The sequence below is a fragment of the bacterium genome, from assembly GCA_029210545.1.
Taxonomy (GTDB): Bacteria; BMS3Abin14; BMS3Abin14; order BMS3Abin14; family BMS3Abin14; genus JARGFV01.
Genome location: JARGFV010000017.1, coordinates 1 through 22467, shown reverse-complemented (window position 1 = coordinate 22467; position 22467 = coordinate 1). Strand labels below are relative to the sequence as shown.

The following is a 22467-nucleotide window of genomic DNA, read 5'->3' as shown; positions in this document are numbered from 1 at the left end:
TCTTCCTCCGATTTTCTCCGTGTCTCCGTGGTGAACTCCCTTCAGGGTGTTTACGGCAGACGCCTGAACCCTTCCCCCTGATTTTCGCCTTTCTCTGTGTCCTCTGCCTGCCCTGAGTCACGCTGATGGCGTGATCGAAGGGTGTCCTCTGTGGTAAATAAAGCCTTTTCACCCGGTTCGAACGAGTTGGTTCATTTCGAAGATCGGCAGCAGGATGGCCACCACCACGAACAGGACAACGCCCGCCATGACAAGGATCAGCGCCGGTTCGAGGACCGCCGTCATGGCCTGCACCGTCCGGGTGACCTCCTCTTCATAGGCATCCGCTACTCCCGTGAGCATCTCCGCTAGTTCACCGCTCTGTTCCCCCACTGCCACGATCCTCGGCAGAAGGGGGGGGAACACCCCGCTTGCGCGGAACGCGTCTGCAAGGGAGCCCCCCCGGGAAACCGAGACGGCGGCTTGTCTTACCGCGTCGGACAGGATCCTGTTCCCCATGACGTCGCTCACGACCTCCAGGGATTTTATGAGGGGAACACCGCTGGCCAGGAGCGTCCCCAGGATGTGTGACAACCTCACGGTGGCCACCTTGAGGGATAGCTTGCCGGCCATGGGAAAGCGAAGCCTCAGTGCATCCACAGAGGACCCGAACCTTCCGCTTCGCGACAGGAACCGCCATCCGATCACGGCAAGAAGGACAACCGCCAGGATGACGATCCAGTACCTTGAAACCAGTCCGCTCACAAAAAGGAGGATCCGTGTTGGAACGGGCAGCGCCCGGCCGAAATCGGCGAATATCCCCACAACCTGGGGCACGACGTAGGCGAAAAGGAAAAGGAGGAAGACCGCGCCGAGAACCGTCATCACGATGGGGTAGACCAGGGCCGCCATGACCCTTCCCCTGAGGCGCACCTCTTTTTCCAGGGTGTCGGCAAGGCGTTCCATGATCCGCTCGAGGAATCCTCCCGATTCGCCGGCCCGGCACATCTGGACATACATGGCGGGAAAAACCCGGGGGTACCGTTCCAGGGCTTCGTGAAACGCCGCACCCTCGTTGACCAGGTTCCGGACCCCTGAAAGGGTCTTGCGAAGGGCCGGTTTTTCAAGCTGCTCGACCAGGGCCTCCAACGCCTGCACCAGGGGAAGGCCCGCACGCAGAAGGGTGGAGAGCTGGCGGGTCATGGAAGCAAGGTCCGCTCTGCTGACGCGCCTGCCGATTGAGATCGATTCCCCGGATGCCACCGAACCGCCCTGGGCGGCCGAAGACAGGGATACGATATACAGGCCGTCCTTTTTGAGACTCTCCCGCGCGGACTGCTGAGAAGCCGCCTCGACGAACCCGGCCTTCCTCTTCCCCCTGCCGTCGAGGACGGTGTACTCAAACAGGGGCATGGCCGTTTTCTTCCTGGGTCACCCTGAGGACCTCCTCGATGGTGGTCACACCGGCAAGGACCTTGGAAGCCCCGTCCTGCCTGAGGGTCCGCATCCCTCCTTCGAGGGCTGCCCTTTTTATCGTCCCGCTGTCGGGGTTCTGGAGTACAGCCGCCTTGATCACATCGTTGACCAGCAGCAGCTCGTAGATCCCCGTCCTGCCCATGTAACCGGTGTCCAGGCACTGTTCACATCCGACACCTCGCCAGATGCCTCCCTCGGGGATCTGATCCTCCTTGATCCCGATCTCGTCCAGTTCTTCTTTCAGCGGCTGATACTGGCGACGGCAATTCGAACAGATACACCTGACGAGCCGCTGGGCCAGGATCGAGGTCACGGAGGATGCCACGAGGAACGGCTCGACCCCCATATCGATGAGCCTGGTCACCGCGCCGGCGGCGTCGTTGGTGTGGAGGGTGGAGAAAACGAGGTGGCCGGTCAGGGACGCCTGGATGGCGATCTCCGCCGTCTCCAGATCCCTGATCTCCCCCACCATGATGACGTTGGGGTCCTGGCGAAGGATGGACCTCAGGCCCGTGGCAAAGGTCAGGTTGATCTTCGGGTTGACCTGGATCTGACTGATGCCGGTGAGCTGGTATTCCACGGGGTCTTCGATGGTGATGATGTTCTTGTCCGCGGAGTTGATCCGTGTCAGGGCACCATACAGGGTCGTCGTTTTTCCGCTTCCGGTTGGACCCGTCACCAGGCTGATCCCGTGGCTTGAGGTCGTCACACGCTCCATGGCCCGCAGATGGTCGCCCGCCATCCCGATATCCTCAAGCCCCAGCAGCACCTGGCTCCTGTCCAGGAGCCTCAGGACTCCCCTTTCTCCGAAGCTGGTGGGCACAGTGGATACCCTGATATCGATGTCCTTTCCCGCTATCTTGATCCTGATCCGCCCGTCCTGGGGAAGGCGTTTTTCCGCGATATCCAGGTTGGCCATGACCTTGACCCTGGAGATGATGGGAGAGTGCAGTTTTTTTGAAAGATGGTGCGCGTTGTGGAGAACACCGTCAACGCGGTAACGGATGGAAAGGGTCCCCTCGAAAGGTTCGATGTGGATGTCGCTTGCCCTGTCCTTGACCGCCTCGTAGAGCACCGAGTTGACGAAGTTGATGATGGGAGCCTCGTCGGAAGAGTCAAGGAGGTCCTGGGGTTCATCCAGGTCGGACACGCGGATGGCCAGATCACCGTTCTCGAGGTTCTCGATGACCTCCTCGGCGGATTCGGATGATCTTTCGTAGGTCAGGTTGATGGCCTCCGAGATCGACTTCCTGGTGCTCAGGACCGCCTGGACCTGGTCGGAGAAAAGGGTCCGGACGTTTTCCAGCACCTCCTCGTCGATCCGGCTGACGGCGGCGTAGAGGCTGCCGTCCTCGGGGTCCCGGAAAGGGAAAACGGTGTGTTTTCTCGCAAACTGGATAGGAAGGGGGTGTGGAAGGTTCCTGACGGACGGCCCCGAGGGCAGATCGGCACGGAAGGGGATCCCGGCCACCTCACCGACCACCGTGAGGTACTGGTCCTCCCCGAGGTAACCTGCGTCCACCAGGAAATTGCCCAGCCCAACCCCTTTGCGGCGTGCCTGATAATCGGCCTCGACCAGCTGCTCAGGACTCAGGAAGCCGCCCTCGGAAAGGGCCTTTCTGATCAGGTCATCGAGGGCAGCTGGTGTCATGGAGCCTTTTCCTGCTCGCTCTGCTCCCCCGGCTCAAGGGGATCTGCCGCCTCGTCGTCGCCGAAATCCATCCTGTCCCTGATTTCGGCGGGGATCTCCTGGATGCTGTCGACCCTTTCACCGGCAATTGTCTGGAGCCGCTGGGAACTGGAGATGACATGGGGGGTCAGGAAGATGAGGAGGTTCGTCTTTTCAGATCTCGTCGTCTGGGAACGGAACAGGGGACCGAAGAGAGGGAGGCTTCCCAGGACCGGTACCCGGCTTGTGTTTTCGATCTTGTCGTCCCGGATCATCCCGCCGATGACCACCGTGTGGCCATCCTTGACGACCACCGTGGTGTTGGCCTGGCGCTTGAGGGTCGTGGGAGCCAGTTCCTGGGTGCCGATGGCGTTGGACACGAGGGCCTCGAGCTTGCTGAAGATATCCAGCTTCACGAAACGGCTGCTGTTGATCTGGGGGGTCAGTCTCAGGGTAAGTCCCACGTCCCGGTAATCGAAAGTATAGATGGGCTGGTTGTTGGCGTCAAACTTCTGGCTGGTCTGGAACGGCACAGTCTGACCGACTATGATCTCGGCTTCCTTGTTGTCGGTGGTGACAATGGTGGGAGTGGACAGGATGTTGACATCGGAATCGGTCTTCAGGACACGGATGAGCGCACCCAGGTTGGGCAGGGCCACACCGTTGAAGTTGATCTCGTTCCCGATGGCTCCCAGCACGAGACCGTTTGGCATGGCGGGGAGGCCGGCAACGGTCTGGTCGATCTGCCCGAAGCCGGATCCGGCTATGCCCAGCACTTCCCCGTCAAAATCCTCGGCAACCCTCCACTCCACGCCAAGTTCCAGGGTCTTGGTGAAGGACACCTCGGCGATGAGGACCTCCACCAGCACCTGTTCCCGCGGGATGTCAAGCTTGGCGATGACCGCCTTTAACGCTTCCAGCTCTTCCGGGGTTGCCGTGATCACCAGGGCGTTGGTGGCCGTATCGGCGATGATGGAGATGCCCGACTTGACGTTCGGGCCCCTGGGCGGCGCCTTGGCCGCTCCCGGAGCGGGCGCACCCTCGGTCTGGGGGAGGGACTCTTCCAGCGGGATCCCGGATAGGACACTGGAAAGCTCGTTGGCGTCAGCGTGCTGGAGGTAGTAAACGTGGATCTTCCCGGCCCCCTCCGGAACCAGGACGTCGAGCTTTCCGACGAGGTCCTCGATGCGGTCAAGGGACTGGCTGTCGCCGATGGCAATGAGGGTATTGGTCCTCTCGTCAGCGATGATCTTGACCTGGGAGGCCGCTGCCGCGGCCGCGGGCTGCTGTCCGCGGGCCGCCCTGCCGCCCTGCGCCGACGCCGGGGACTGGCTCTGGATAACCTGTGTGATCTTGGCGGCCAGGTCCTGGACAGGGGCGTAACCCACCGGGATGATGCGCACTTCCTCCCTTGCCCCGGGCACATCCACCATGGCGATGACCTGGCTGAGCCTGGTCAGGAGGGACTCGGTTGTGGTCACGATGAGGAGGTTGGTGGGCGGATAGGACGAGATGCTGTCGGTCTTGGGGATGAGGGGCGCCAGGAGGTTCTTCAGATCCTCGGCCTCGGTGTACTGGACAGGGATGACCTGGGTGACGTAGGAGTCGAGGATTGATTCCCCTTCTGACCTGCCCACCTTCATCTCGATGCCGTAGCTCGAGATATTGGCAGCCGGTACGATCTTGTTGATCTTGCCGGCCGGCACCATGGCGAACCCTTTCACCTGGAGGATGGAAAGGAAGACCTGGTAGATCTCCGCCGCAGTCAGCGATTTCGGACCGATGACGGTCACCTTCCCCTGGACACGGTCGTCGACGAGAAAGTTTTTCCCGGTGATCTCGCTCACCGTTTCGATGACCTGCCGGATCTCGACATCGTTAAAATCGATATTGTAGCTCTTGGCAGCCCCCGCTCCCGATGGACACAGGAAAAGGGCCGCCGCGAGAAAGACCATTAACGTAACTTCAAGTTTTGACATCATGTCGTCACCTTATATCGTACTGAAGTGTAATGTTCTTCCTGAACCGCTCCAGATCCACGGCGACGCTGCTTTCGTCCCTCAGTTGCGTAAACATCTGGAGCGCCTGTTCCGGCCCGGTGATGTCAAGGCCGTTGACCCTTTTTATGATATCCCCGTTCACCATCCCCAGTTGGGCGAACAGGCTGCCGGGGCGGATATTGAACACCTTGAACCCGTCAGGTTTGCCGTCCGCGAAGTGGGGGACCACCCGTATCTGGGTCAGCAGCTTGTTGAAATCCTGCAGGACCCCTTCGACCTCGCGCCTGTCCATGACATAGCTGTTGTCGCCCATCTTGCGGACGGAGATATCACCGCTGGCGGTGTCACCCGCGGGAGAAGGTCGCTGCCGTCGGGACCGGGCTGCCGCCTGCCTCGCCGGCGGCGAGGGAACCCCATCCTCGGCCCTTTCCAGGATCTCTTCCTGCCCGTTCCGGACCAGGACCACCCGGTTCCGGCTCACGGAAGCCAGCTCGACTCCCTCCTGGATCTCCTCTCCGGCGAAATAGAGCTGCTGCTGCCTCGTGCCGGTGTCCTGGATGACGGCAAAAGAGCGCTTTCCTTCCACCTGGACCACGGTGCCCAGCAGTTTCAGCGGGAGGGTGCTTTCCGGCAGTTTCTCCAGGTCATCGTCACTGATGTCCACCGGAGACCTGGACGATCCGTCGATCCGGCTGCCGAAAAGGTTCTTTCCCAGGATCGCTCCCGTATCGGTCGGGGGGGCGATCCTTGCCCCGGCAGCATCCTGAACGCCCGACACGGCGGCAGGCCGTGCCGGCTCAGATGGCGATACCAGTATGGCGGAAACGACCCGGGACGCGAAAAGAGCCGCGAGGACAAGGAGGGCCACGTCGGCAAAAGTAAAAAGGAATCTGTAGTTCCGGATCGGTTCCAAACAGGTCAGTTCTCCAGCAACGGATCCTTACCAGAGTGGATCCAGGTAATCGGGCTCATCCAGCGTCCCGAAATAGTAGATCCCGCCTCCGAAAAGAGGGATGGGAATGGTCACCAGGTCGTCATCATCGGTGTAATAGGAAAGCTGGAACTCCTTCCCCTGGAGGTGCGGCTCAGCGGTGGGCAGGGGGCGCTGCTTGTTCACAGCCTGGACCTTCAGGATCCCGAGGTAGCCGGAGGGCGTTGCGGCGTAGGCCACCGCTTGACCATCCTCATCGGTGTTATAGATGATCCTCAGCTGATTGGCAGTGCTCGACCCGGCGGCAAGAGAACCGGCAAACCAGGCCGCGGTCCTCTGCTTAAAACCAGCGGGATCACCACTGTCAAAGGGTAAGCCCATCACGTCCGCCGTGCCCACCGCACTCTCGATAAAGCTGAACACGTTCTGGTGAGCGACGTTTGTAGAGGCTGATGACATGGACAGACCACTGCTCTGAGTGGTGGCATAGTAGTAACCCGACCAGGTGTAAAACGCGCCCAGCTTGGATTCCCTGGTGACCAGGCGATCCGGGTTTTCCTGGATGACCCTCCACACGTACTCGCCTTCTCCCCGGGCGGGATCCCGGCCGAGGGCGAACCCCTCGTATTTCCAGGTCGCTCCGAGGGGCCAGACGGTGGAACCTGCCGCGTAGCTGAAGGTTGTGTAAAACGCCTGGTCGTCCGAGGCCCAGGCGGGACCCGTCGTGTCCGCCGGCTCGGCAATGGTCACCTGGGAATCGGCAATGGAAGAGTTGCCGTATTCGTCGATGGCCCGCACCACGTAGTTATAAGGGACCCAACTGGGTATATTGGAGAGAATAATTGAGGTTTGGGCCGCCGCGCTCAGGTTAACATGCTCCATCGCTTCTTCAGCGTTGGTCCATGAAGCCGGCGCCCAGTAAACCCTTCGGATAAGGTTCGATGAATCGGCCGCGGCCGCGATGTTAAGCTGGACCACCCCCGCGCCCAGCTTGACCACGGTAAGCACAGGGGTCGTGAGAAATGCCGGCTTAACGGTCTCAAACAGGCTGGCGGAAGGCGTTCCATCTATAATCGAGGAGGCAATGCCTACGTTCCCGTCGCTATCGAAGGGCTCGATACCGATGGAGTACGTCACGCCGCTGAGAAGGTATTCGATATCATGCGGGGAAGACCCCGGGCAGGAGATCTCTTCCCGGACAAACCTGGGGTCGAACGGCCTTGTGTTAAACGCGCCACTTGGCGCGGCATAGATCCGGAGCGAATCACTGGGAGCACAGTTGAACGCCACCGTCAGGGTACCGCCATCTGGGTTATCTGTAACCACCAGGCCGCTGACACTGCCAAGGGTATTGCCCTCTTCCCTCGGTGCGGCCATGCGCTCACCCCGCGGTGTTCCAGCAGTAACGGTGTCCAGGTTGGAAGCCTCGTCCCGGGCTGCCAGTGCAAAGGTATACGGAACCCCGTTTTTGAGGACCAGGCCATCGTTGAGTGTGCCTATACCGACCTGGAACCTGGCTGCCGAACCGTCGATGGAGTAGGAAAGGTCCCTGAGAACCGGGTTGCTTTCCAGGTCGGACCCGTTCCAGTGTGATGCCGGCGCGTAATAAAGATCGTAAGCCGTCGCGGGTGTACCCGCTCCGTCGAAAGCCTGGCTTGCCCACAGGACCACCTGGTTGACCGTGGATGCGCTCTCTGCCCGCTGGATCCCGGCCAGGGGCACCTGCCAGTCCGGCGCCTGGTAGGCTGCGTTGGCCGGGTTCATGGCCGCCCCGTACTGGACATGATCCACGATGCCCAGGGGGTATCGCGTATCTGTGTCGTCGTCCTCCCAGAGCTGGACCGTGAAATCGACGGTCACACCCATGGAGGGATCCTGGCGCCACCAGAACACCGGTTCCGGGCTGTCCCTGAACTCGTCGGTGTCGTTGCCGGCCCTGAAACCGGAAGGGTTGGATCCGTCGGTGAGCCACTGGTTGTCGGCGGGAGACTCAAGGGCGTCGGCAAGGTAAACGCTCACCACCGTGATCTCCCCCTTGTTGACGGGAACGGTCAGGAGGTCGCTGCCTCCGGCGAAGGGCCTGTTGGCGAAGGACAAAGGCACCAACTCTCCGGAGATCTGGCTTGCCAGGGGCACCCATCCTGTCCCCCCCTGGGGATCGGTGAGGGAATCCATCTCCATCTGGAGGTAATGCGGGCCCGCGACACTCAGGCTTTTAAACACCTGCCCATCACTGAATTGGGTGCCGGTAATGACCGTGTCGCTGCCGTCAAGGATGAACGAAACGCCTTTCACAGGACCGCCCTGGGCGTCAAAGACCTCCACCACGATGGCGGTCTCTTCGGGCAGGGGGATCCAGCACCCGGTTGTCGTGGCGGCGAGGGTGAGCAGCAGGGCCATCATCGCCGGCTTGTGAAAGCTCATGTTGTCATCTCCTTGATCACTGCGGGCACGTTTTCGATCAGTTGGCCCAGCCCGTCCGGTTTTTTCCCGCCTGCCTGGGCCATGTCGGGCCGCCCTCCCCCCCCTCCTCCGATGACCGGGGCCAGTTTCCTGACAAGTTCTCCAGCGGAAAACCGGTCCGTGAGCCCCTTGCTGACGCGGACGATGAGGGCTGCTTTATCCCCGTCCCTGGTGGCCAGGACCACGATACCTTCACCGATCCTGTCGAGCACGCGGTCGGCGGTGTCACGGAGGGAGGCGGCGTCCTGCCCGGGCAGTTCGGCCGCCAGGCAACGAACGCCCTCAACCTCCCGGACCCTGCTTTCAAGGTCCGTCCCGCCTCCCGATGAAACGCTCCGCATGAGTTCCCTGATCTTCTTCTCCTGCTCCTGGATCGAGCTGAGGAGTTTGCCCAGGCGGCCCGGGAGTTCCGCCACCGAAACTCTTGCCGAGGCGGCCATCTCCCGGAGGAGCCCCTCTTCGGCCCGAAGCCTGTCGATGATCCCGGTGCCCGTGACCCCTTCCACGCGCCTCACTCCGGCGGCGATGCCGCTCTCCTGGGCCACCTTGAAAAGACCGATGTCACCCGTTCTGTTCACGTGGGTGCCGCCGCAAAGCTCCATGCTCACACCCGGAACACTGACCACCCGGACCGTGTCCCCGTACTTTTCGCCGAAAAGGGCCATCGCCCCCTCGTCGAGGGCCTCCTGGGCGGTCATCAGCCTGCTCCGAACATCCAGGTTCTCCAGGACATGGCGGTTCACCACATCTTCCACGAGGCGAACCTGCTCGTCGGTGAGCGCTTCGAAGTGCGTGAAGTCGAACCGGAACCGGGAAGGATCAACGAGGGATCCGGCCTGCTGAACATGCTCCCCGAGGATCTGTCTGAGTGCCGCGTGGAGGAGGTGGGTGGCGGTGTGGTTGCGCCTTGCAGCTCCCCTGCTGTCGTGATCGATCTCGGCGATGCAGATCCGGCCGGATTTCATGGCGCCCTCCCGAAGGCGGCACCTGTGGACCGTCAACCCGGGCAGCGGTTTTGAAGTGTCCAGGACCTCGGCCCGGAAACCGTCTCCCTCCAGAGTACCCGTATCCCCGGCCTGACCGCCACTTTCTCCATAGAAAGGTGTCCTGTCCAGGATAACCAGGACATCGCCGTCGCCTGTAAAGGATTCAACCACCTCATCGTCCGCTGCGAGGGCCGTGATCCTGGCCCCTTCGGTGCGTTCCTCATCGTACCCGGTGAAGGTCACCGGGCCTGCGGCCTGGAGGATATCCCTGAAAAGCTGGGGGATATCTTCGGCTCCGGACCCGGACCAGGCGGCGCGGGCCCTCTCCTTCTGACGGGACATCTCTGCGTTGAAACCGTCAACGTCCACATCGATTCCGCTCTCGGCGGCGATGTCCTGGGACAGGTCCAGGGGAAAACCGTAGGTGTCGTAAAGCCTGAAAACCTCGTCCCCGGGAAGGGCGGATCCTCCGGCGCCCTTGATCTGGCCGATGAGGGACGACAGCCGGGCCAGCCCCTGGTCAAGGGTCCTCCCGAAACGCTCTTCCTCCAGGTGGACCACCTTCCGGACCGTTTTCATGTTGTCCACAAGTTCCGGGAAAACGTCCCCGAGAACATCGCCCACCCTGGGGCAGATACGGTTTAAAAACGGCTCGTCCACTCCCAGGAGCTTTCCGTGGCGGGCGGCGCGCCGCATGATCCTCCGCAGCACGTACCCGCGCCCCTCGTTGGAAGGGAGGACACCATCCGCGACGAGGAACGTAACAGCCCGGACGTGATCGGCGATAACCCTCAGGCTGACGTCGCTTTCCTCTGCTGTCCCATACTCGACACCGGAGATCCTGGCCGCTTCCTCGACGAAGGGAAAGACCAGGTCCGTGTGGTAGTTGCTGTCCTTGCCCTGGAGGACAGCCGCAAGCCGCTCAAGGCCCATGCCGGTATCGATGCTTGGCTTGGGCAGGGTGTGGAGCTCTCCGCCAGCGTCCCGGTCGTACTGCATGAAGACCAGGTTCCACAGCTCCAGGAACCTGCCGCAGTCACAATCAGGTCCGCAATGGGCAGTCCCGCAACCCGTGCCTTCCCCCAGGTCGATGAGGATCTCGGAACATGGGCCGCACGGACCGGTTTCGCCCATCGACCAGAAGTTGTCCTTTTCACCAAGCCTGTAAATACGGTTTTCTGGGACTGACGCCACTGTCCGCCACAGGTCGTGGGCCTCGTCGTCATCGGTAAAGACGGTGACCACAAGACGGCCGGGATCGAGACCCATGGTATCTGTCAGGAACTCCCATCCGAAAAGGATGGCATCTTCCTTGAAGTAGTCCCCGAAGGAGAAGTTGCCCAGCATCTCGAAAAACGTGTGATGCCTGGCCGTCCGTCCCACGTTTTCCAGGTCGTTGTGCTTTCCGGACACGCGCATGCACTTCTGGGTCGAAACGGCCCGGACATAACCCCTTTTTTCCTTACCGAGGAAAAGGTCCTTGAACGGGACCATCCCGGCGTTCGTGAAGAACAAGGTGGGATCGTTGTGGGGAACGAGGGAGGAACTGGGCACCCGCTGGTGCCCCCGCTCCTCGAAGTACTTGAGAAACATCTCCCTTATCTGGGCTCCGGTCAAGACAGTTTCTCCTCAAGATCGATGTCGTCCAGGACGGCGCGCACCACGTCGGCCGTAAAACCCCTCGAACTCAGATGCCGATACAGGGCCGCCCTGGCCCTGGGACCTGCGGATCGGAGATTTCGGACCTTCTTTTCAGCGGCTTTGCGGGCGAATTCCAGTTCTGCTTCCACGGTGAGCGACAGTTCCATGGCTTCCCGGATGAGTTTTTCGGAAACTCCCTTTTGTTTCAGGTCCCTTGCCAGTCTGAGACGGCCGTGAAGACGGAGAGCCGATCGGCTGCTTATCCAGACTTCCGCGAACTGCCGGTCGTCCACATATTTGAGCCTGACAAGCCCGGCGACCACACCGTCGATGACGTCCCGGTCGAACCCGCGCCTTTCCAGTCCGGTCCGAATTTCACGCGTCGTGTGCATCCGGCGAGTCAGCGCCTGCAGGGCCCATCTCCTGGCGGATGCTGCCTCATTTCCCCCGGCCATCAGAACCGGTCGAGCTTCAGCTTATCCCCGTCTTCACTCGTCCCTCCGGGGGCCGATGCCTCAACCTCTTTCTGATCATCGCTCTGCATCTTCTCCAACTCGGACCACGCGTCCGCAGTGCCGTCGATCCCCTTGACCTTGAGGGCAAAGTCGTCCGGCCGGGTGCTCTGCCTCAGGGCTTCCTCGTAGGTGATGAGGTTTTTCTTGAACAGCATCATGAGAGCCTGATCGAAGGACTGCATGCCGTACTGCGTGTACCCGGAAGCGATGATGTCGGTAAGTTCGACCGTCCTGTCCTTGTCGATGATGCACTCCTTGACGCGGTTGGTGGCGACCAGGACCTCGACTGCCGGAACCCGCCCCTTGCCGTCGGATTTCGGCACGAGCCTCATGGAGATGATCCCCTGGAGAACACCGGCGAGCTGCATGCGGACCTGCTTTTGCTGGTAGGGCGGGAACACGGAGATGATCCGGTTCACTGTTTCCATGGCGTCCACCGTGTGGACAGTGCTCATGACCAGGTGGCCCGTCTCGGCTGCCACCAGAGCCGTCTCGATGGTCTCGAAGTCCCGCATCTCACCGACCATGATAACGTCCGGATCCTGCCTCAGCGCGCTTTTAAGGGCCGCGCCGAAGGACAGGGTGTCCGATCCCACCTCTCTCTGGTTGACGATGGACTTGACATCGCGATGCAGATACTCGATGGGATCTTCCACCGTGATGATATGAGAGGTGCGGTTCTCGTTGATGTGGTGGATCATGGCGGCGAGGGACGTGGACTTTCCGCTTCCAGTGGTACCCGTTACGAGGATCAGGCCCCGGGGCCTTAACGCCATGGTTCCCAGCACCGGGGGCAGATCGAGATCCTCGATGGTCAGGATCTTGACCGGGATGAGCCTGAAGACGAGCCCGATCGTACCCCTCTGCTGAAAAATGTTGACCCTGAACCGGCCCAGACCGGGCACGCTGTAGGCAATATCGATCTCATTGCTCCGCTTGAACTTCTCCTTCTGGGCGTCGTTCATGACGGAGAAAGCGATCTTCATCACATCTTCCTGTGTGACCCTCCTGATACTGGGCATGGGATGCAGACGGCCGTCCACCCGCAGCACCGGCGGGTTGCCGACCTTGATGTGAAGATCGGATGCCTTGTAGGCGGAAGAGGCTTTCAGAAGCTCATTGATATCAAGGATATCCTGCTCGCTCATTGCTCATCACTCCTGTTTTCCTCGTCCGGCTTACCGATCCCGAAATGCTGCCGGACCTTCTTCTCGATCTCACCGGCGGTCTCCGGGTTGTCCTTGAGGAACTGCCGGGCGTTTTCCCGGCCCTGGCCGATACGTTCGTCGCCGTAGGAGTACCAGGCTCCGCTCCTGGTTACGAAACCGGCCTCCAGGGCCATGTCGATGAGGGCACCTTCCCTGGAGACCCCTTCCCCGTCGATCATGTCGAACTCTGCCTGGCGGAAAGGCGGGGCCAGCTTGTTTTTCACGACCTTGACCCTGACGCGGCTGCCCACAGGCTTGTCACCATCCTTGAGAGTGCCGATACGGCGGATATCCATGCGGACAGACGAATAGAACTTCAGGGCGTTCCCGCCGGTGGTGGTCTCCGGGTTCCCGAACATGACACCGATCTTCATCCGGATCTGGTTGATGAAGACCAGGGCTGTTCTCGTTTTGCTTATCGCCCCGGTCAGTTTTCGCAGGGCCTGGGACATGAGCCGTGCCTGGAGGCCCATGTGGGAATCGCCCATCTCACCCTCGATCTCGGCCCGGGGAACCAGGGCCGCAACCGAATCGATGACGATGATGTCCATGGCCCCGCTGCGGAGCAGCATTTCGACGATCTCCAGCGCCTGCTCTCCCGTGTCCGGCTGGGAGATGAGGAGGTCATCCGTACGAACGCCGAGCTTTCTCGCGTAACCAACGTCAAGGGCATGCTCAGCGTCGATGAACGCCGCTACTCCGCCCTCTTTCTGAGCCTCGGCGATCACGTGGAGCATCATGGTGGTCTTCCCGGAGGACTCCGGTCCGTAGATCTCGGTCACCCTGCCACGTGGGACGCCCCCGACACCCAATGCGATGTCCAGGGGAAGGGCTCCGGTGCTGATAACCGGTACCCCGGGAACCGCTTCGTCAGACCCCAGCCTCATGATGGAGCCCTTGCCGAACTGTCTCTCGATCTGGGTGACAGCCGCCTCGATGGCCTTCTCTTTTTCGGTTTTCTGAGTCATTTCACACAACCTCCCGGTGTCTCCGGGTCCGATGGCACTCGTAACCGAAGGATGATAGCAAATTATGTGCCGATATGCCATACAACCGGCCGAGAAATGGCCGGTTGCTCAGAGCGAAGGACAAAGATCGAAGTACGAAAAAAAAACCATCCTTTACGGCAATTCATAGCGATGAACCATTCCCGGGATGAAATGTGGAAAGGTTGATGGACCCGCAAAAAGTCCATCAACACGCCCCGCGCGGGGTGCCCAAATCAATGACCCGCCGCGCCTGGGAAGGGCGCCCGGATCGATGACCCGTGAAAACTGCCGCGCCTGGGAGAGGCGCCCGGATCAGTGACTGAAATACATGTCACTGATCCGTGAGGGAACCGGAAACCACGCTTTTCCCTTCCCATAGAGCCAAAGTCTCGCACAGGCTTTGGTGATCTATCAGCAGTCATTGATTTGTAAGGAAAGGGAAAATTCTCATTTCCTCATACCTCGCCCCGCCCTTCTCCAGGTGACTCCGGTACAGCACCATGGACATCACCTCCTGGTCACCCCAGTGCTCGTCCTCTATCTCGCCCATGGCAGCGGAAAGGCGGGCGAGGTTGATATTCCCTTTCACGCGCCCGACTGTGACGTGGGGGGAAAACTTTCTTTTTTCCCTGGGCCAACCCATCCCGGCACACACATTATCGACCCCTTCGTGCAGACGCAGCAGGGTTCCTGAGAGTTCTTCCACCCCGGCCCAGATCACCCTCGGCCGGCGCAGGCTTGGGTAAGCTCCCATCCCGGCCACAGAGACAGGAAACGGTTCGATCAGGCCGCAGATCCCGGCCAACGAGTCCGCAAGGGGGGCTATCCACTCCGGCTCGGTATCCCCGAGGAACTTAACGGTAAGGTGCATGCCTCCCGGACGGACCCAGCTGACCGGCGCCCGGGTCTCCCGGAGGGTTTCAACACCCTTCCCCAAGGCTTCGAGGATATCGGGTGCAATGGGGATGGCGAGGAAAATCCGCAGCGACTTGATTTCCAATTCCATATTCCAAATTCCAGATTCCAAAGGTAATTTAATCTAAAATCCAAAACCCAAAATCCAAAAAAACTCATGTTTTTTCCGATTCGCCGCGTCCCCGTGTCTCCGCGTCTCCGTGTCTCCGCGTCTCCGCGTCTCCGCGTCTCCGTGTCAAACGGTTTCCCCGGCTATCTCGAGGAACAGGCCAAGAGCCGCGGCAACCGCCTGTTCCCTCACCTCATCGCGGTGTCCTGAAAAATGGTACAGCCGGGAGATCGTCCCCGCAGGTACCGCGATACCGATCCACACAGTCCCCACCGGTTTATCCACGGTCCCGCCCGACGGTCCGGCGACACCGGTGACCGAGATCCCGCAATCAGCGCCGGTGACAACGGTAACCTCTCTTGCCATAATCTCGGCCACTGACCTGCTCACCGCCCCCTCGGATTCCAGGAGGTCGGCCGGAACGTTCAAAAGGTCGGTTTTAAGACGGTTGGAGTAGGCGATGATGCCGCCGAGAAAATATCCGGAACTTCCGGGAAGCGCCGTCAGACTGCCTCCGAGGAGACCTCCCGTGCACGATTCCGCCACTGCCAGTGTCAACCCTCTACGGACGCAGAGTTCCTGAACCTTCAAAGGAAAAGGACCTCCATGATCCTCAACCCTGCCCACGCGTAGACGCCGGCCAGGAGATCGTCGGCCATGATCCCCAGACCGCCCGGGAAAAACCGTTCAGCCTGGCGCACAGGCGGCGGCTTGAATATGTCGAAGAACCTGAACAGAAAGAAACCGGCGGCCACATGGAGAATGTCAGGCGGCGAGAGAAACATGGTGACGAGATACCCCGCGATCTCGTCGATGACGACCAGTCCGGGATCCTTGATCCGAAGGGCCTTTTCCATGTGATCGGCAGCGTATACTCCGATCAGGACCACCCCGGCCAGGATAGCCAGGTAAGGGATGACGCCCGCCGGCGCCAGGGCGAGATAAAGGGGGATCGCCGCCAGCGTACCCACAGTGCCTGGGGCAACGGGCGAATAACCGGTCCCCAGACCGGTGGCTACGAATCGGAGAAAGCCGGTTCCGGGTGTTCTGCCGTTCAGTGGACCCGCTCCACCACGGTGGTTCCGGCGATACGATCACCGAGACGGTTTCCATGATCATCCACGATGACAAGCCACAGCTCGATGAGGAGGATGGGAATACCCGCAATAACCAGGAGGATCCATCCCAGGAGGGGAACCGCGGCAAAAAGCAGTGCAAGGACGAAGGGGATATTCCGGTAGATGGAACCCTTCAGGTCACACAGCTCCCCCTCCCGTGTCATCACCTCGAGACCGAACACCATCTTTCCAAGGCTCTGACCCTTCTGGACACCGTCGGCGGCGGCGAGATACAGAAGGCCTGCGAGGATCCCCACAGGCGGCATGACCAGGGCGAGAGCCCACGCCACGAGACCGTCCACAAGACGCGCCATGATCCTCTTGAGTACGCTTGCCTTGGGCAGATCAGGGCTCTGTTCCATCTTTTTCTCCTTCACCAGGTCCCGCGTCTTCACGGACAAAAAGGATAAAGGCCATGGCCGGCCTCCGGCTGGCGTCGCTCATGGCAAAACGTATGCTGTCTAAAAGCCACCCCTTGGCAACCCAGCAGTTGATGATGTCCTCGATGACATCATCAGTCACCAACTGGGTTTCAACGACCTTATACATTCTCGCTCTTGGGCGATCGGCTCATGAGCGTCCTGAGCGCATCCAGCGGGTCCCGGGACCCGTAGAGAACCTGGTAGATCTCCGCGGTGATGGGCATGTCCACACCCTCGCGCTCTGCCAGGCCGTGGGCTGACCGGGTCGTCTTGACCCCCTCAGCCACCATAGGGGTGGATGCGGTGATCCGGGCGAGCTTTTCACCTTTTCCCAACCGCAGGCCGAGTGTCCGGTTCCGGGAAAGGTCTCCGGTGCAGGTCAGGACCAGGTCACCCACCCCGGCAAGTCCCTGGAATGTCAGGGGATCGGCCCCGAGAGCGGTTCCGAGCCTTGCCAGCTCAGCAAGCCCCCTGGTGATCAGGGCCGCCCTGGCGTTAAGGCCAAGCTCCAGGCCGTCACAGATCCCTACCGCGATGGCCATGACGTTCTTGAGGGAAGCGGCGACCTCGACACCCACGGGATCGGCATTGGTGTAGAACCGCAGGCTGTCAGAGTTCAGGGCCATCTGAACGTCCCGGGCCAGATCGGCCTTCACGGCTGCGATCACAGCGGCCGCAGGGAGTCCCTGGGCCACTTCCCTGGCAAAGGTGGGACCTGAGAGCGTTACCATGCGGTCCTGGATATTTCCCCCGATGGATTCAGCCAGGACGCCCGAGCTGGTGAGATAGGTCCCCTCCTCGATCCCCTTGGTGGCGTTGATGATAACGGCATCGACGGGGAGGTAGGAATGCGCCTCACTCCATACCGCTCGCGCCACGTGGGACGGCACTACCGACATCACCATCCTGGCGCCCAACAGGCAGTCCGCAAAACTCCCGGTAGGTTGAATGGTTTCGGGCAGAGTCACCCCCGGCAGGTAGACGTCATTTATCCTCGAATCGGCCATTCTGGCCGCCAGATCCTTCTCGTAAACCCACAGGCTCACCGGCATGCCGATCCTGGCGCAGTGGATAGCCAGCGCAGTACCCCAGCTTCCTCCACCGATGACTGCCATTTTCCCAATCACTTTAGTATTATTTTTATCAGTCATATCACGCCAGCCCTAGTGTGATCGACAACAATTAGATGGCTTCACAAAAAATTACCAACGCGCCCGGGTGGGTGCCCGGATCAACAACTATCCGCGCCCGGGAAAGACGCCCGGATCAAGATCGAGCCTGTAGCTGGCAGCTGATAGCTAACAGCTTTAAACAAACGCGCCTGGGAGGGGCGCCCGGATCGAGAGCCAAGGGCTGTATATTCGATCCGTGAGCAACGGGAAAACGACGCTTTTCACGTTGCGTTGAGCGAAAGCCCTGCACGGGCTTTCGCTCTTTATCCAAAGAAGATCCCCGCGATATCGTACAGGTCCATATCCACGGTCTTTAATTCCTTGACCGCCTCCGCAAGAAGCACAGCGTCTATCTTGCCGCAGACCATGGCGGCCATCATCCCGAACTTTCCAAGCTTGACCAGTTCATGAGCCTTGACCCCGAAGAGGGTTGCCAGGATCCTGTCATGGGCCGTCGGGGAGCCACCCCTCTGCACGTGACCCAGGACGGAGACTCTCGTCTCGAAACCGGTGCGTTGTTCCAGCTCCTTGGCGAGAAAATGGCCGATCCCGCCCAGACGCACGTGGCCGAATTCGTCTATCTCCTCATTCTGTTTGACGAGGCCTTCACCATGTTTGTCATCGAGCCTCGACCCTTCCGCCACGACGACGATGGAAAAGCTTTTTCCCCGGGCATGACGCGCGCGGATCGACTCTGATACTGCATCCAGGTCGAAGAGCTTTTCAGGAATGAGAATGGCATCGGCACCCCCGGCCAACCCGGAGTGGACAGCTATCCAGCCGGCGTGACGCCCCATAACCTCCACGACCATGACACGGTCGTGGGATTCGGCCGTGGTGTGAAGCCGGTCGATAGCCTCCGTGGCGACGGATACAGCCGTGTCAAAACCGAAGGTGACTTCGGTGCCGGACAGGTCGTTGTCGATGGTCTTGGGGACTCCCACGATGGGAAGGTGGTGCTCCTCGTACAGCCTGTTCGCCACGCCAAGGGTGTCCTCGCCGCCGATAACCACCAGGGCATCCAGACCGAGCCGCTTGAAGGTGACCAGAACCTGTTTACTGCCCCCCTCTTCCTTGAAGGGGTTGGTCCGGGAGGTATGGAGAATGGTGCCTCCCCTGTGGATGAGTCCCGAGACGGCCCGCAACGTCAACTCCTCGTGCTGACCCGTCATCATCCCCTTCCAGCCGTGGAGGATCCCGAGGATGTTGTCCCCCTCCTGGATCCCCTTCCTCGTCACTGCGCGGATAACCGCGTTCAGACCGGGGCAATCCCCCCCACCTGTCAAGATTCCGATCCTCATTACGAAACCTCCTGGAAAAACGGTGTCTTAACAAAAAAAGGTAGCAGATGTTCACTCTGACTGTCAAACTTGATGGACTCGCAAAAAGTCCATCAATGCGCCCCGCGCGGGGCGCCCAAATCAATGACTCGCACCATAAGTCATTGATTTGTAAGGAAAGGGGAAACGACGCTTTTCCCTTTCCCCAGGACATTAATGACCAAGGAAAAGTTTCGCCTGGACTTTTTGCGACTCTATCAAATGAAGTTACCAGAATTATTAGGATTTAAAAGGTTTTATGGAATTCGAAAGGTGATCCCATGATCGGAGGCTTTCAATGTCAGCGCGAAGAGCGAAGTCCAAAAACGAGGAACAATCCCTTAACTTGGCCCTTCGCCCATCGCCTTCCGTATACCTCCCTTCGCACTTCGCGCTTCGATCCTGCATTGATGCCCCTGTCTACCTTATGGCTGATAAAGACCGCCATCTATTGTAGAATTGCGAGAGAACCGAACGTTAACTCACCTGACACCGGAGGGCATCGATGTCCACAGACACAGGCACCCTTTACGTTGTGGCGACACCTATCGGCAACCTCGGGGACATCACACGGCGCGCTGCGGAAATCCTCGGGAAGGTGGACATTGTCGCCGCTGAAGATACCCGCCACAGCCGCAAACTTCTCGCGGCCCTCGGTCTGAGTCCGAACCTCCTGAGCTACCGGGAGCATAATCGTGAAGGGGCTGGAAGGAAGATTCTCCAGGAGTTGTCAAGAGGTCGGGATGTTGCTGTCATCACCGACGCCGGCACCCCCGGGATTTCTGACCCGGGACACCACCTCGTCGCCCTCTGCCTCCGGGAGGGGATCACGGTGACACCGGTTCCGGGGCCCTGCGCCGCGACCACCCTCATGTCGGTCTCCGGCATTGAGTTGACACGGTTTCTGTTCCAGGGTTTCCTCCCGCCCAAGGCCGGCGCCAGGAAAGAAACCTTGCTGGAACTGGCCGCCTCCGGTTACCCCGTTGTGCTCTACGAATCCCCGAACCGTGTCATGGCGACGTTGAGGGAGATCGCCGCGGTCATGGGTGATCGCAAGCTGGTCCTGGGACGGGAGATCACCAAAATACACGAACAGTTCGTGCGCGGCACAGCCCTTGAGGTTGCCGGCGGCCTGCAGCAACACCAGATCAGGGGGGAGGTTACGATCCTTGTCGAAGGGGCTCCTCCCCGCCAACGACACGTGGATCTGGTTGCGGCGGTAAAGCGGCTTCGAAAGGAGGGGCTGTCCGCTTCAAAAACGGCAGCCGTCCTCGCCCAGATCACGGGTGAGGACAGGAAAGAGATCTATAAGATGGCGAGTGAACTTTGATAGGGTCGCAAAAAGTCCATCAACTTTAGTTAGGATCGCTCGACACGGTGACACGGTGACGCGAGGACGCGGAGAAAAAACAGGGTTAAGAGAACTGGAAAACCTCCGTGTATTAACGAAGTTAGATCCCGGGAGGCCCTTATGGATGACGCCAGGCTGAAAGCACTGATCGCGGAAAAGTCGGTGGACGGAACACTTAACTGCCAGGATGCCCACCTGATCGCCGAGAAACTGGGGATCCACCTTTCCCTGGTTGGCAAGGCGTGCAACGAGGAAGGGAAGAAGATCAAGATCACCAGCTGCTTACTGGGTTGTTTTTAACTGCTGGTGATCTTGACCAGTTTACGGTTCACAGTTCACTGTTTACCGTCAGGATCAACGATCGTTAGATACCTGGGGCGGGATTGTTCGACGTGCTGGTCTTCACGACAGGCCGTTCGCATGATCTGAAATAGTCTGGTTGCGGGCATTGAGGGTTCCCTATACCCGAAATCCGCCAAAAGAATATCGGATTCCGGGTCTTGACATACGCCCGAATTACCAATATTAATATCAGAAGGGGTACAAATTTGTAATAGGCACTGATGGAGGAGAGGGATGCGACACCGGCCCCGCGTGCTGTGCGTCGATGACGAGCGGCTCAACCGAACCATTGTCCGGGACATGCTTGATTCGGCCGATTTCGAGTTTCTGGAAGCCGGGAACGGGGAGGAAGCTCTCCGGATTCTGGGCGAGATCCCGGCGGACATCATCCTTCTCGACGTCAACATGCCGGGGATGGATGGGTTTGAAGTCTGTCGCACCGTAAAGGGCAGCAGCGCCCTCAGGCACATTCCGATCATCATGATCACTGCCCTCAACCAGTCCGAGGACAGGATCCAGGGGATCGAGGCGGGAGCGGATGATTACATCACCAAGCCGTTCCGTGAGAGCGAAGTCCTCGCGCGCATCAGGATGCTCCTGAAGGTCAAGGAACTCAACGCAAAACTAAACGACGCCTATAGCACCATCAAGAACCTGACCACCTTCGGCGAATCGATCATCCAGACGTTCCAACCCACCGATTTCGACCTTCTTTTCGCCATGGACAGCATCGTCAGCCAACTGATCCGCCATAACGGTTCCGCGACCAAACCGACAACGATCATCCTTGGAGTCGGGGAGGAGCAGAAGTGTCACTTTTACAGATATGCAAGCATAGGCGGCAAGGTGAACAAAACCTCATTGAACCTGAAACAGGAAAGCTGCGCACCATTTTCCGTAGCTTCGGGTAAACCCACTGTGCATTATTACAATGCTGCGGATCTGGCCGATTCACCCTTTACGGATTTTATAAGCGCCCTCGAAACAACCGGGACGGCCATCGACAACATGGTGGCCTATGCCAGCCCCTCCCTTTCCCTTTACGCTCTCAACTACGGGACCGACGTGTCCGGCTACGAAGCTACTGTCCTCGAAAGCCTGATCATGCAGACCCTTTTCCTCAAGTCCCTGTCGAATCAGGTAACCGAGACGGAAGATGCCTTCATTTACACCGTCTACAGCCTGGCCCGCGCGGCGGAAGCCCAGGACGAGGACACCGGTGGCCACATCATGAGGGTTGGGGCGTTCTGCTCCAGCATCGCCGAGAAGATGGGCCTGTCCGACCGTTTTTCCCGCACCATCCGCGTCCAGGCCGCACTCCACGACATCGGCAAACTGCACACTCCCACTATCATCCTGAAAAAACCGGGCCGTCTGGACAAGGATGAGTGGAAGGAGATGAAAAAACACACGTTTTACGGAGCCCAGATCATCGGGGAGCACAAGCGATTCCAGATGGGCAAGAACATCGCGATTTCCCACCATGAAAAGTGGGACGGGTCAGGCTACCCCAGCGGGATCCCGGGCGAGAAGATCCCGGTGGAGGGGCGCATCATGGCCCTGGCCGACACCTACGATGCCCTGAGAAACCGGAGGGTCTACAAACCAGCCTTCCCCCACCACGAGGCCTGCCGCGTCATCCTGGAAGGGGACGACCGGACACTGCCGGGCCATTTCGACCCTGACATCATGAGGATCTTCGAAAACAACATGGGGCTGTTCGAGGAGATGTTCGAAAAAGAATCCGAAAATTAGCACAGGCTAACCTTGATGGACTCGCAAAAAGTCCATCAACGCACCCCGCGTGGGGTGCCCAAATCAATGACTCACTCCGTAAGTCATTGATTTGTAAGGAAAGGGAA

At 59.8% G+C, this 22467-nt stretch carries 19 protein-coding genes; 3 read left to right on the top strand and 16 right to left on the bottom strand.

The window, feature by feature from the left end:
- Nucleotides 1-168: 168 nt before the first annotated feature.
- From gspF to P1S46_03215, 16 genes are all read right to left on the bottom strand, one after another.
- Complete coding sequence (gspF, locus tag P1S46_03290) at nt 169-1392, bottom strand: type II secretion system inner membrane protein GspF (GenBank protein ID MDF1535512.1); 1224 nt, start codon at nt 1390-1392, stop codon at nt 169-171.
- Complete coding sequence (gene gspE / locus P1S46_03285; GenBank protein MDF1535511.1) at nt 1379-3106, bottom strand: type II secretion system ATPase GspE; 1728 nt, start codon at nt 3104-3106, stop codon at nt 1379-1381. Before gspE ends, gspF begins: the two co-directional genes overlap by 14 nt.
- Nucleotides 3103-5103 carry a type II secretion system secretin GspD gene (gspD, locus tag P1S46_03280; GenBank protein MDF1535510.1) on the bottom strand — a complete coding sequence of 667 codons (2001 nt, stop codon included), beginning with the start codon at nt 5101-5103 and terminating at the stop codon, nt 3103-3105. Before gspD ends, gspE begins: the two co-directional genes overlap by 4 nt.
- Before the next feature lie 7 nt (nt 5104-5110).
- Entirely contained in the window at nt 5111-6037 is a 927-nt protein-coding gene (gene gspC, locus P1S46_03275; protein MDF1535509.1) for a type II secretion system protein GspC, read from the bottom strand.
- 27 nt (nt 6038-6064) lie between these two features.
- Entirely contained in the window at nt 6065-8479 is a 2415-nt protein-coding gene (locus P1S46_03270; protein ID MDF1535508.1) for a hypothetical protein, read from the bottom strand.
- Nucleotides 8476-11121 carry an alanine--tRNA ligase gene (gene alaS, locus P1S46_03265; protein MDF1535507.1) on the bottom strand — a complete coding sequence of 882 codons (2646 nt, stop codon included), beginning with the start codon at nt 11119-11121 and terminating at the stop codon, nt 8476-8478. The genes P1S46_03270 and alaS overlap by 4 nt, the downstream gene beginning before the upstream one ends.
- Entirely contained in the window at nt 11118-11600 is a 483-nt protein-coding gene (locus P1S46_03260) for a regulatory protein RecX (GenBank protein ID MDF1535506.1), read from the bottom strand. Before P1S46_03260 ends, alaS begins: the two co-directional genes overlap by 4 nt.
- Nucleotides 11600-12808 (bottom strand): PilT/PilU family type 4a pilus ATPase, encoded by a 1209-nt coding sequence (locus P1S46_03255; GenBank protein ID MDF1535505.1) that lies wholly within the window; start codon nt 12806-12808, stop codon nt 11600-11602. The genes P1S46_03260 and P1S46_03255 overlap by 1 nt, the downstream gene beginning before the upstream one ends.
- Nucleotides 12805-13836: a recombinase RecA gene (gene recA, locus P1S46_03250; GenBank protein ID MDF1535504.1), complete on the bottom strand. Its 1032-nt coding sequence runs from the start codon at nt 13834-13836 to the stop codon at nt 12805-12807. The genes P1S46_03255 and recA overlap by 4 nt, the downstream gene beginning before the upstream one ends.
- Nucleotides 13837-14275: 439 nt before the next feature.
- Complete coding sequence (thpR, locus tag P1S46_03245) at nt 14276-14863, bottom strand: RNA 2',3'-cyclic phosphodiesterase (protein ID MDF1535503.1); 588 nt, start codon at nt 14861-14863, stop codon at nt 14276-14278.
- Between the two features lie 144 nt (nt 14864-15007).
- Nucleotides 15008-15472 (bottom strand): CinA family protein, encoded by a 465-nt coding sequence (locus P1S46_03240; GenBank protein MDF1535502.1) that lies wholly within the window; start codon nt 15470-15472, stop codon nt 15008-15010.
- Nucleotides 15469-15939, bottom strand: coding sequence for a phosphatidylglycerophosphatase A (locus P1S46_03235; GenBank protein ID MDF1535501.1), 471 nt, complete (start codon nt 15937-15939; stop codon nt 15469-15471). Before P1S46_03235 ends, P1S46_03240 begins: the two co-directional genes overlap by 4 nt.
- Nucleotides 15936-16361, bottom strand: a complete 426-nt coding sequence (locus P1S46_03230; GenBank protein ID MDF1535500.1) for an RDD family protein — start codon at nt 16359-16361, stop codon at nt 15936-15938. Before P1S46_03230 ends, P1S46_03235 begins: the two co-directional genes overlap by 4 nt.
- Nucleotides 16345-16548, bottom strand: a complete 204-nt coding sequence (locus tag P1S46_03225) for a DUF4177 domain-containing protein (protein MDF1535499.1) — start codon at nt 16546-16548, stop codon at nt 16345-16347. The genes P1S46_03230 and P1S46_03225 overlap by 17 nt, the downstream gene beginning before the upstream one ends.
- A complete protein-coding gene (locus tag P1S46_03220) occupies nt 16541-17536 on the bottom strand; it encodes an NAD(P)-dependent glycerol-3-phosphate dehydrogenase (GenBank protein ID MDF1535498.1) in 996 nt (331 codons plus the stop codon). The genes P1S46_03225 and P1S46_03220 overlap by 8 nt, the downstream gene beginning before the upstream one ends.
- Before the next feature lie 320 nt (nt 17537-17856).
- A complete protein-coding gene (locus P1S46_03215) occupies nt 17857-18894 on the bottom strand; it encodes an ATP-dependent 6-phosphofructokinase (protein ID MDF1535497.1) in 1038 nt (345 codons plus the stop codon).
- 523 nt (nt 18895-19417) lie between these two features.
- On the opposite strand from P1S46_03215, the gene rsmI reads away from it, so the two are divergent.
- The 3 genes from rsmI (at nt 19418) to P1S46_03200 (ending at nt 22360) form a co-directional block, all read left to right on the top strand.
- Nucleotides 19418-20242 (top strand): 16S rRNA (cytidine(1402)-2'-O)-methyltransferase, encoded by an 825-nt coding sequence (gene rsmI / locus P1S46_03210; protein MDF1535496.1) that lies wholly within the window; start codon nt 19418-19420, stop codon nt 20240-20242.
- Nucleotides 20243-20383: 141 nt separating this feature from the next.
- Nucleotides 20384-20563, top strand: a complete 180-nt coding sequence (locus P1S46_03205) for a hypothetical protein (GenBank protein MDF1535495.1) — start codon at nt 20384-20386, stop codon at nt 20561-20563.
- Between the two features lie 276 nt (nt 20564-20839).
- Nucleotides 20840-22360 (top strand): response regulator, encoded by a 1521-nt coding sequence (locus P1S46_03200; GenBank protein MDF1535494.1) that lies wholly within the window; start codon nt 20840-20842, stop codon nt 22358-22360.
- The last annotated feature ends 107 nt before the right edge of the window (nt 22361-22467 follow it).

Bases quoted from the DNA above. Each gene is read 5' to 3' on its own strand.
- gspF (MDF1535512.1), bottom strand. From the start codon at position 1,392: ATGCCCCTGTTTGAGTACACCGTCCTCGACGGCAGGGGGAAGAGGAAG.
- gspD (MDF1535510.1), bottom strand. From the start codon at position 5,103: ATGTCAAAACTTGAAGTTACGTTAATGGTCTTTCTCGCGGCGGCCCTT.
- rsmI (MDF1535496.1), top strand. From the start codon at position 19,418: ATGTCCACAGACACAGGCACCCTTTACGTTGTGGCGACACCTATCGGC.
- P1S46_03230 (MDF1535500.1), bottom strand. From the start codon at position 16,361: ATGGAACAGAGCCCTGATCTGCCCAAGGCAAGCGTACTCAAGAGGATC.
- P1S46_03205 (MDF1535495.1), top strand. From the start codon at position 20,384: ATGGATGACGCCAGGCTGAAAGCACTGATCGCGGAAAAGTCGGTGGAC.
- P1S46_03200 (MDF1535494.1), top strand. From the start codon at position 20,840: ATGCGACACCGGCCCCGCGTGCTGTGCGTCGATGACGAGCGGCTCAAC.
- P1S46_03270 (MDF1535508.1), bottom strand. From the start codon at position 8,479: ATGAGCTTTCACAAGCCGGCGATGATGGCCCTGCTGCTCACCCTCGCC.
- gspE (MDF1535511.1), bottom strand. From the start codon at position 3,106: ATGACACCAGCTGCCCTCGATGACCTGATCAGAAAGGCCCTTTCCGAG.
- P1S46_03215 (MDF1535497.1), bottom strand. From the start codon at position 18,894: ATGAGGATCGGAATCTTGACAGGTGGGGGGGATTGCCCCGGTCTGAAC.
- recA (MDF1535504.1), bottom strand. From the start codon at position 13,836: ATGACTCAGAAAACCGAAAAAGAGAAGGCCATCGAGGCGGCTGTCACC.
- P1S46_03220 (MDF1535498.1), bottom strand. From the start codon at position 17,536: ATGGCAGTCATCGGTGGAGGAAGCTGGGGTACTGCGCTGGCTATCCAC.
- P1S46_03255 (MDF1535505.1), bottom strand. From the start codon at position 12,808: ATGAGCGAGCAGGATATCCTTGATATCAATGAGCTTCTGAAAGCCTCT.
- thpR (MDF1535503.1), bottom strand. From the start codon at position 14,863: ATGGAATTGGAAATCAAGTCGCTGCGGATTTTCCTCGCCATCCCCATT.
- P1S46_03225 (MDF1535499.1), bottom strand. From the start codon at position 16,548: ATGTATAAGGTCGTTGAAACCCAGTTGGTGACTGATGATGTCATCGAG.
- P1S46_03260 (MDF1535506.1), bottom strand. From the start codon at position 11,600: ATGGCCGGGGGAAATGAGGCAGCATCCGCCAGGAGATGGGCCCTGCAG.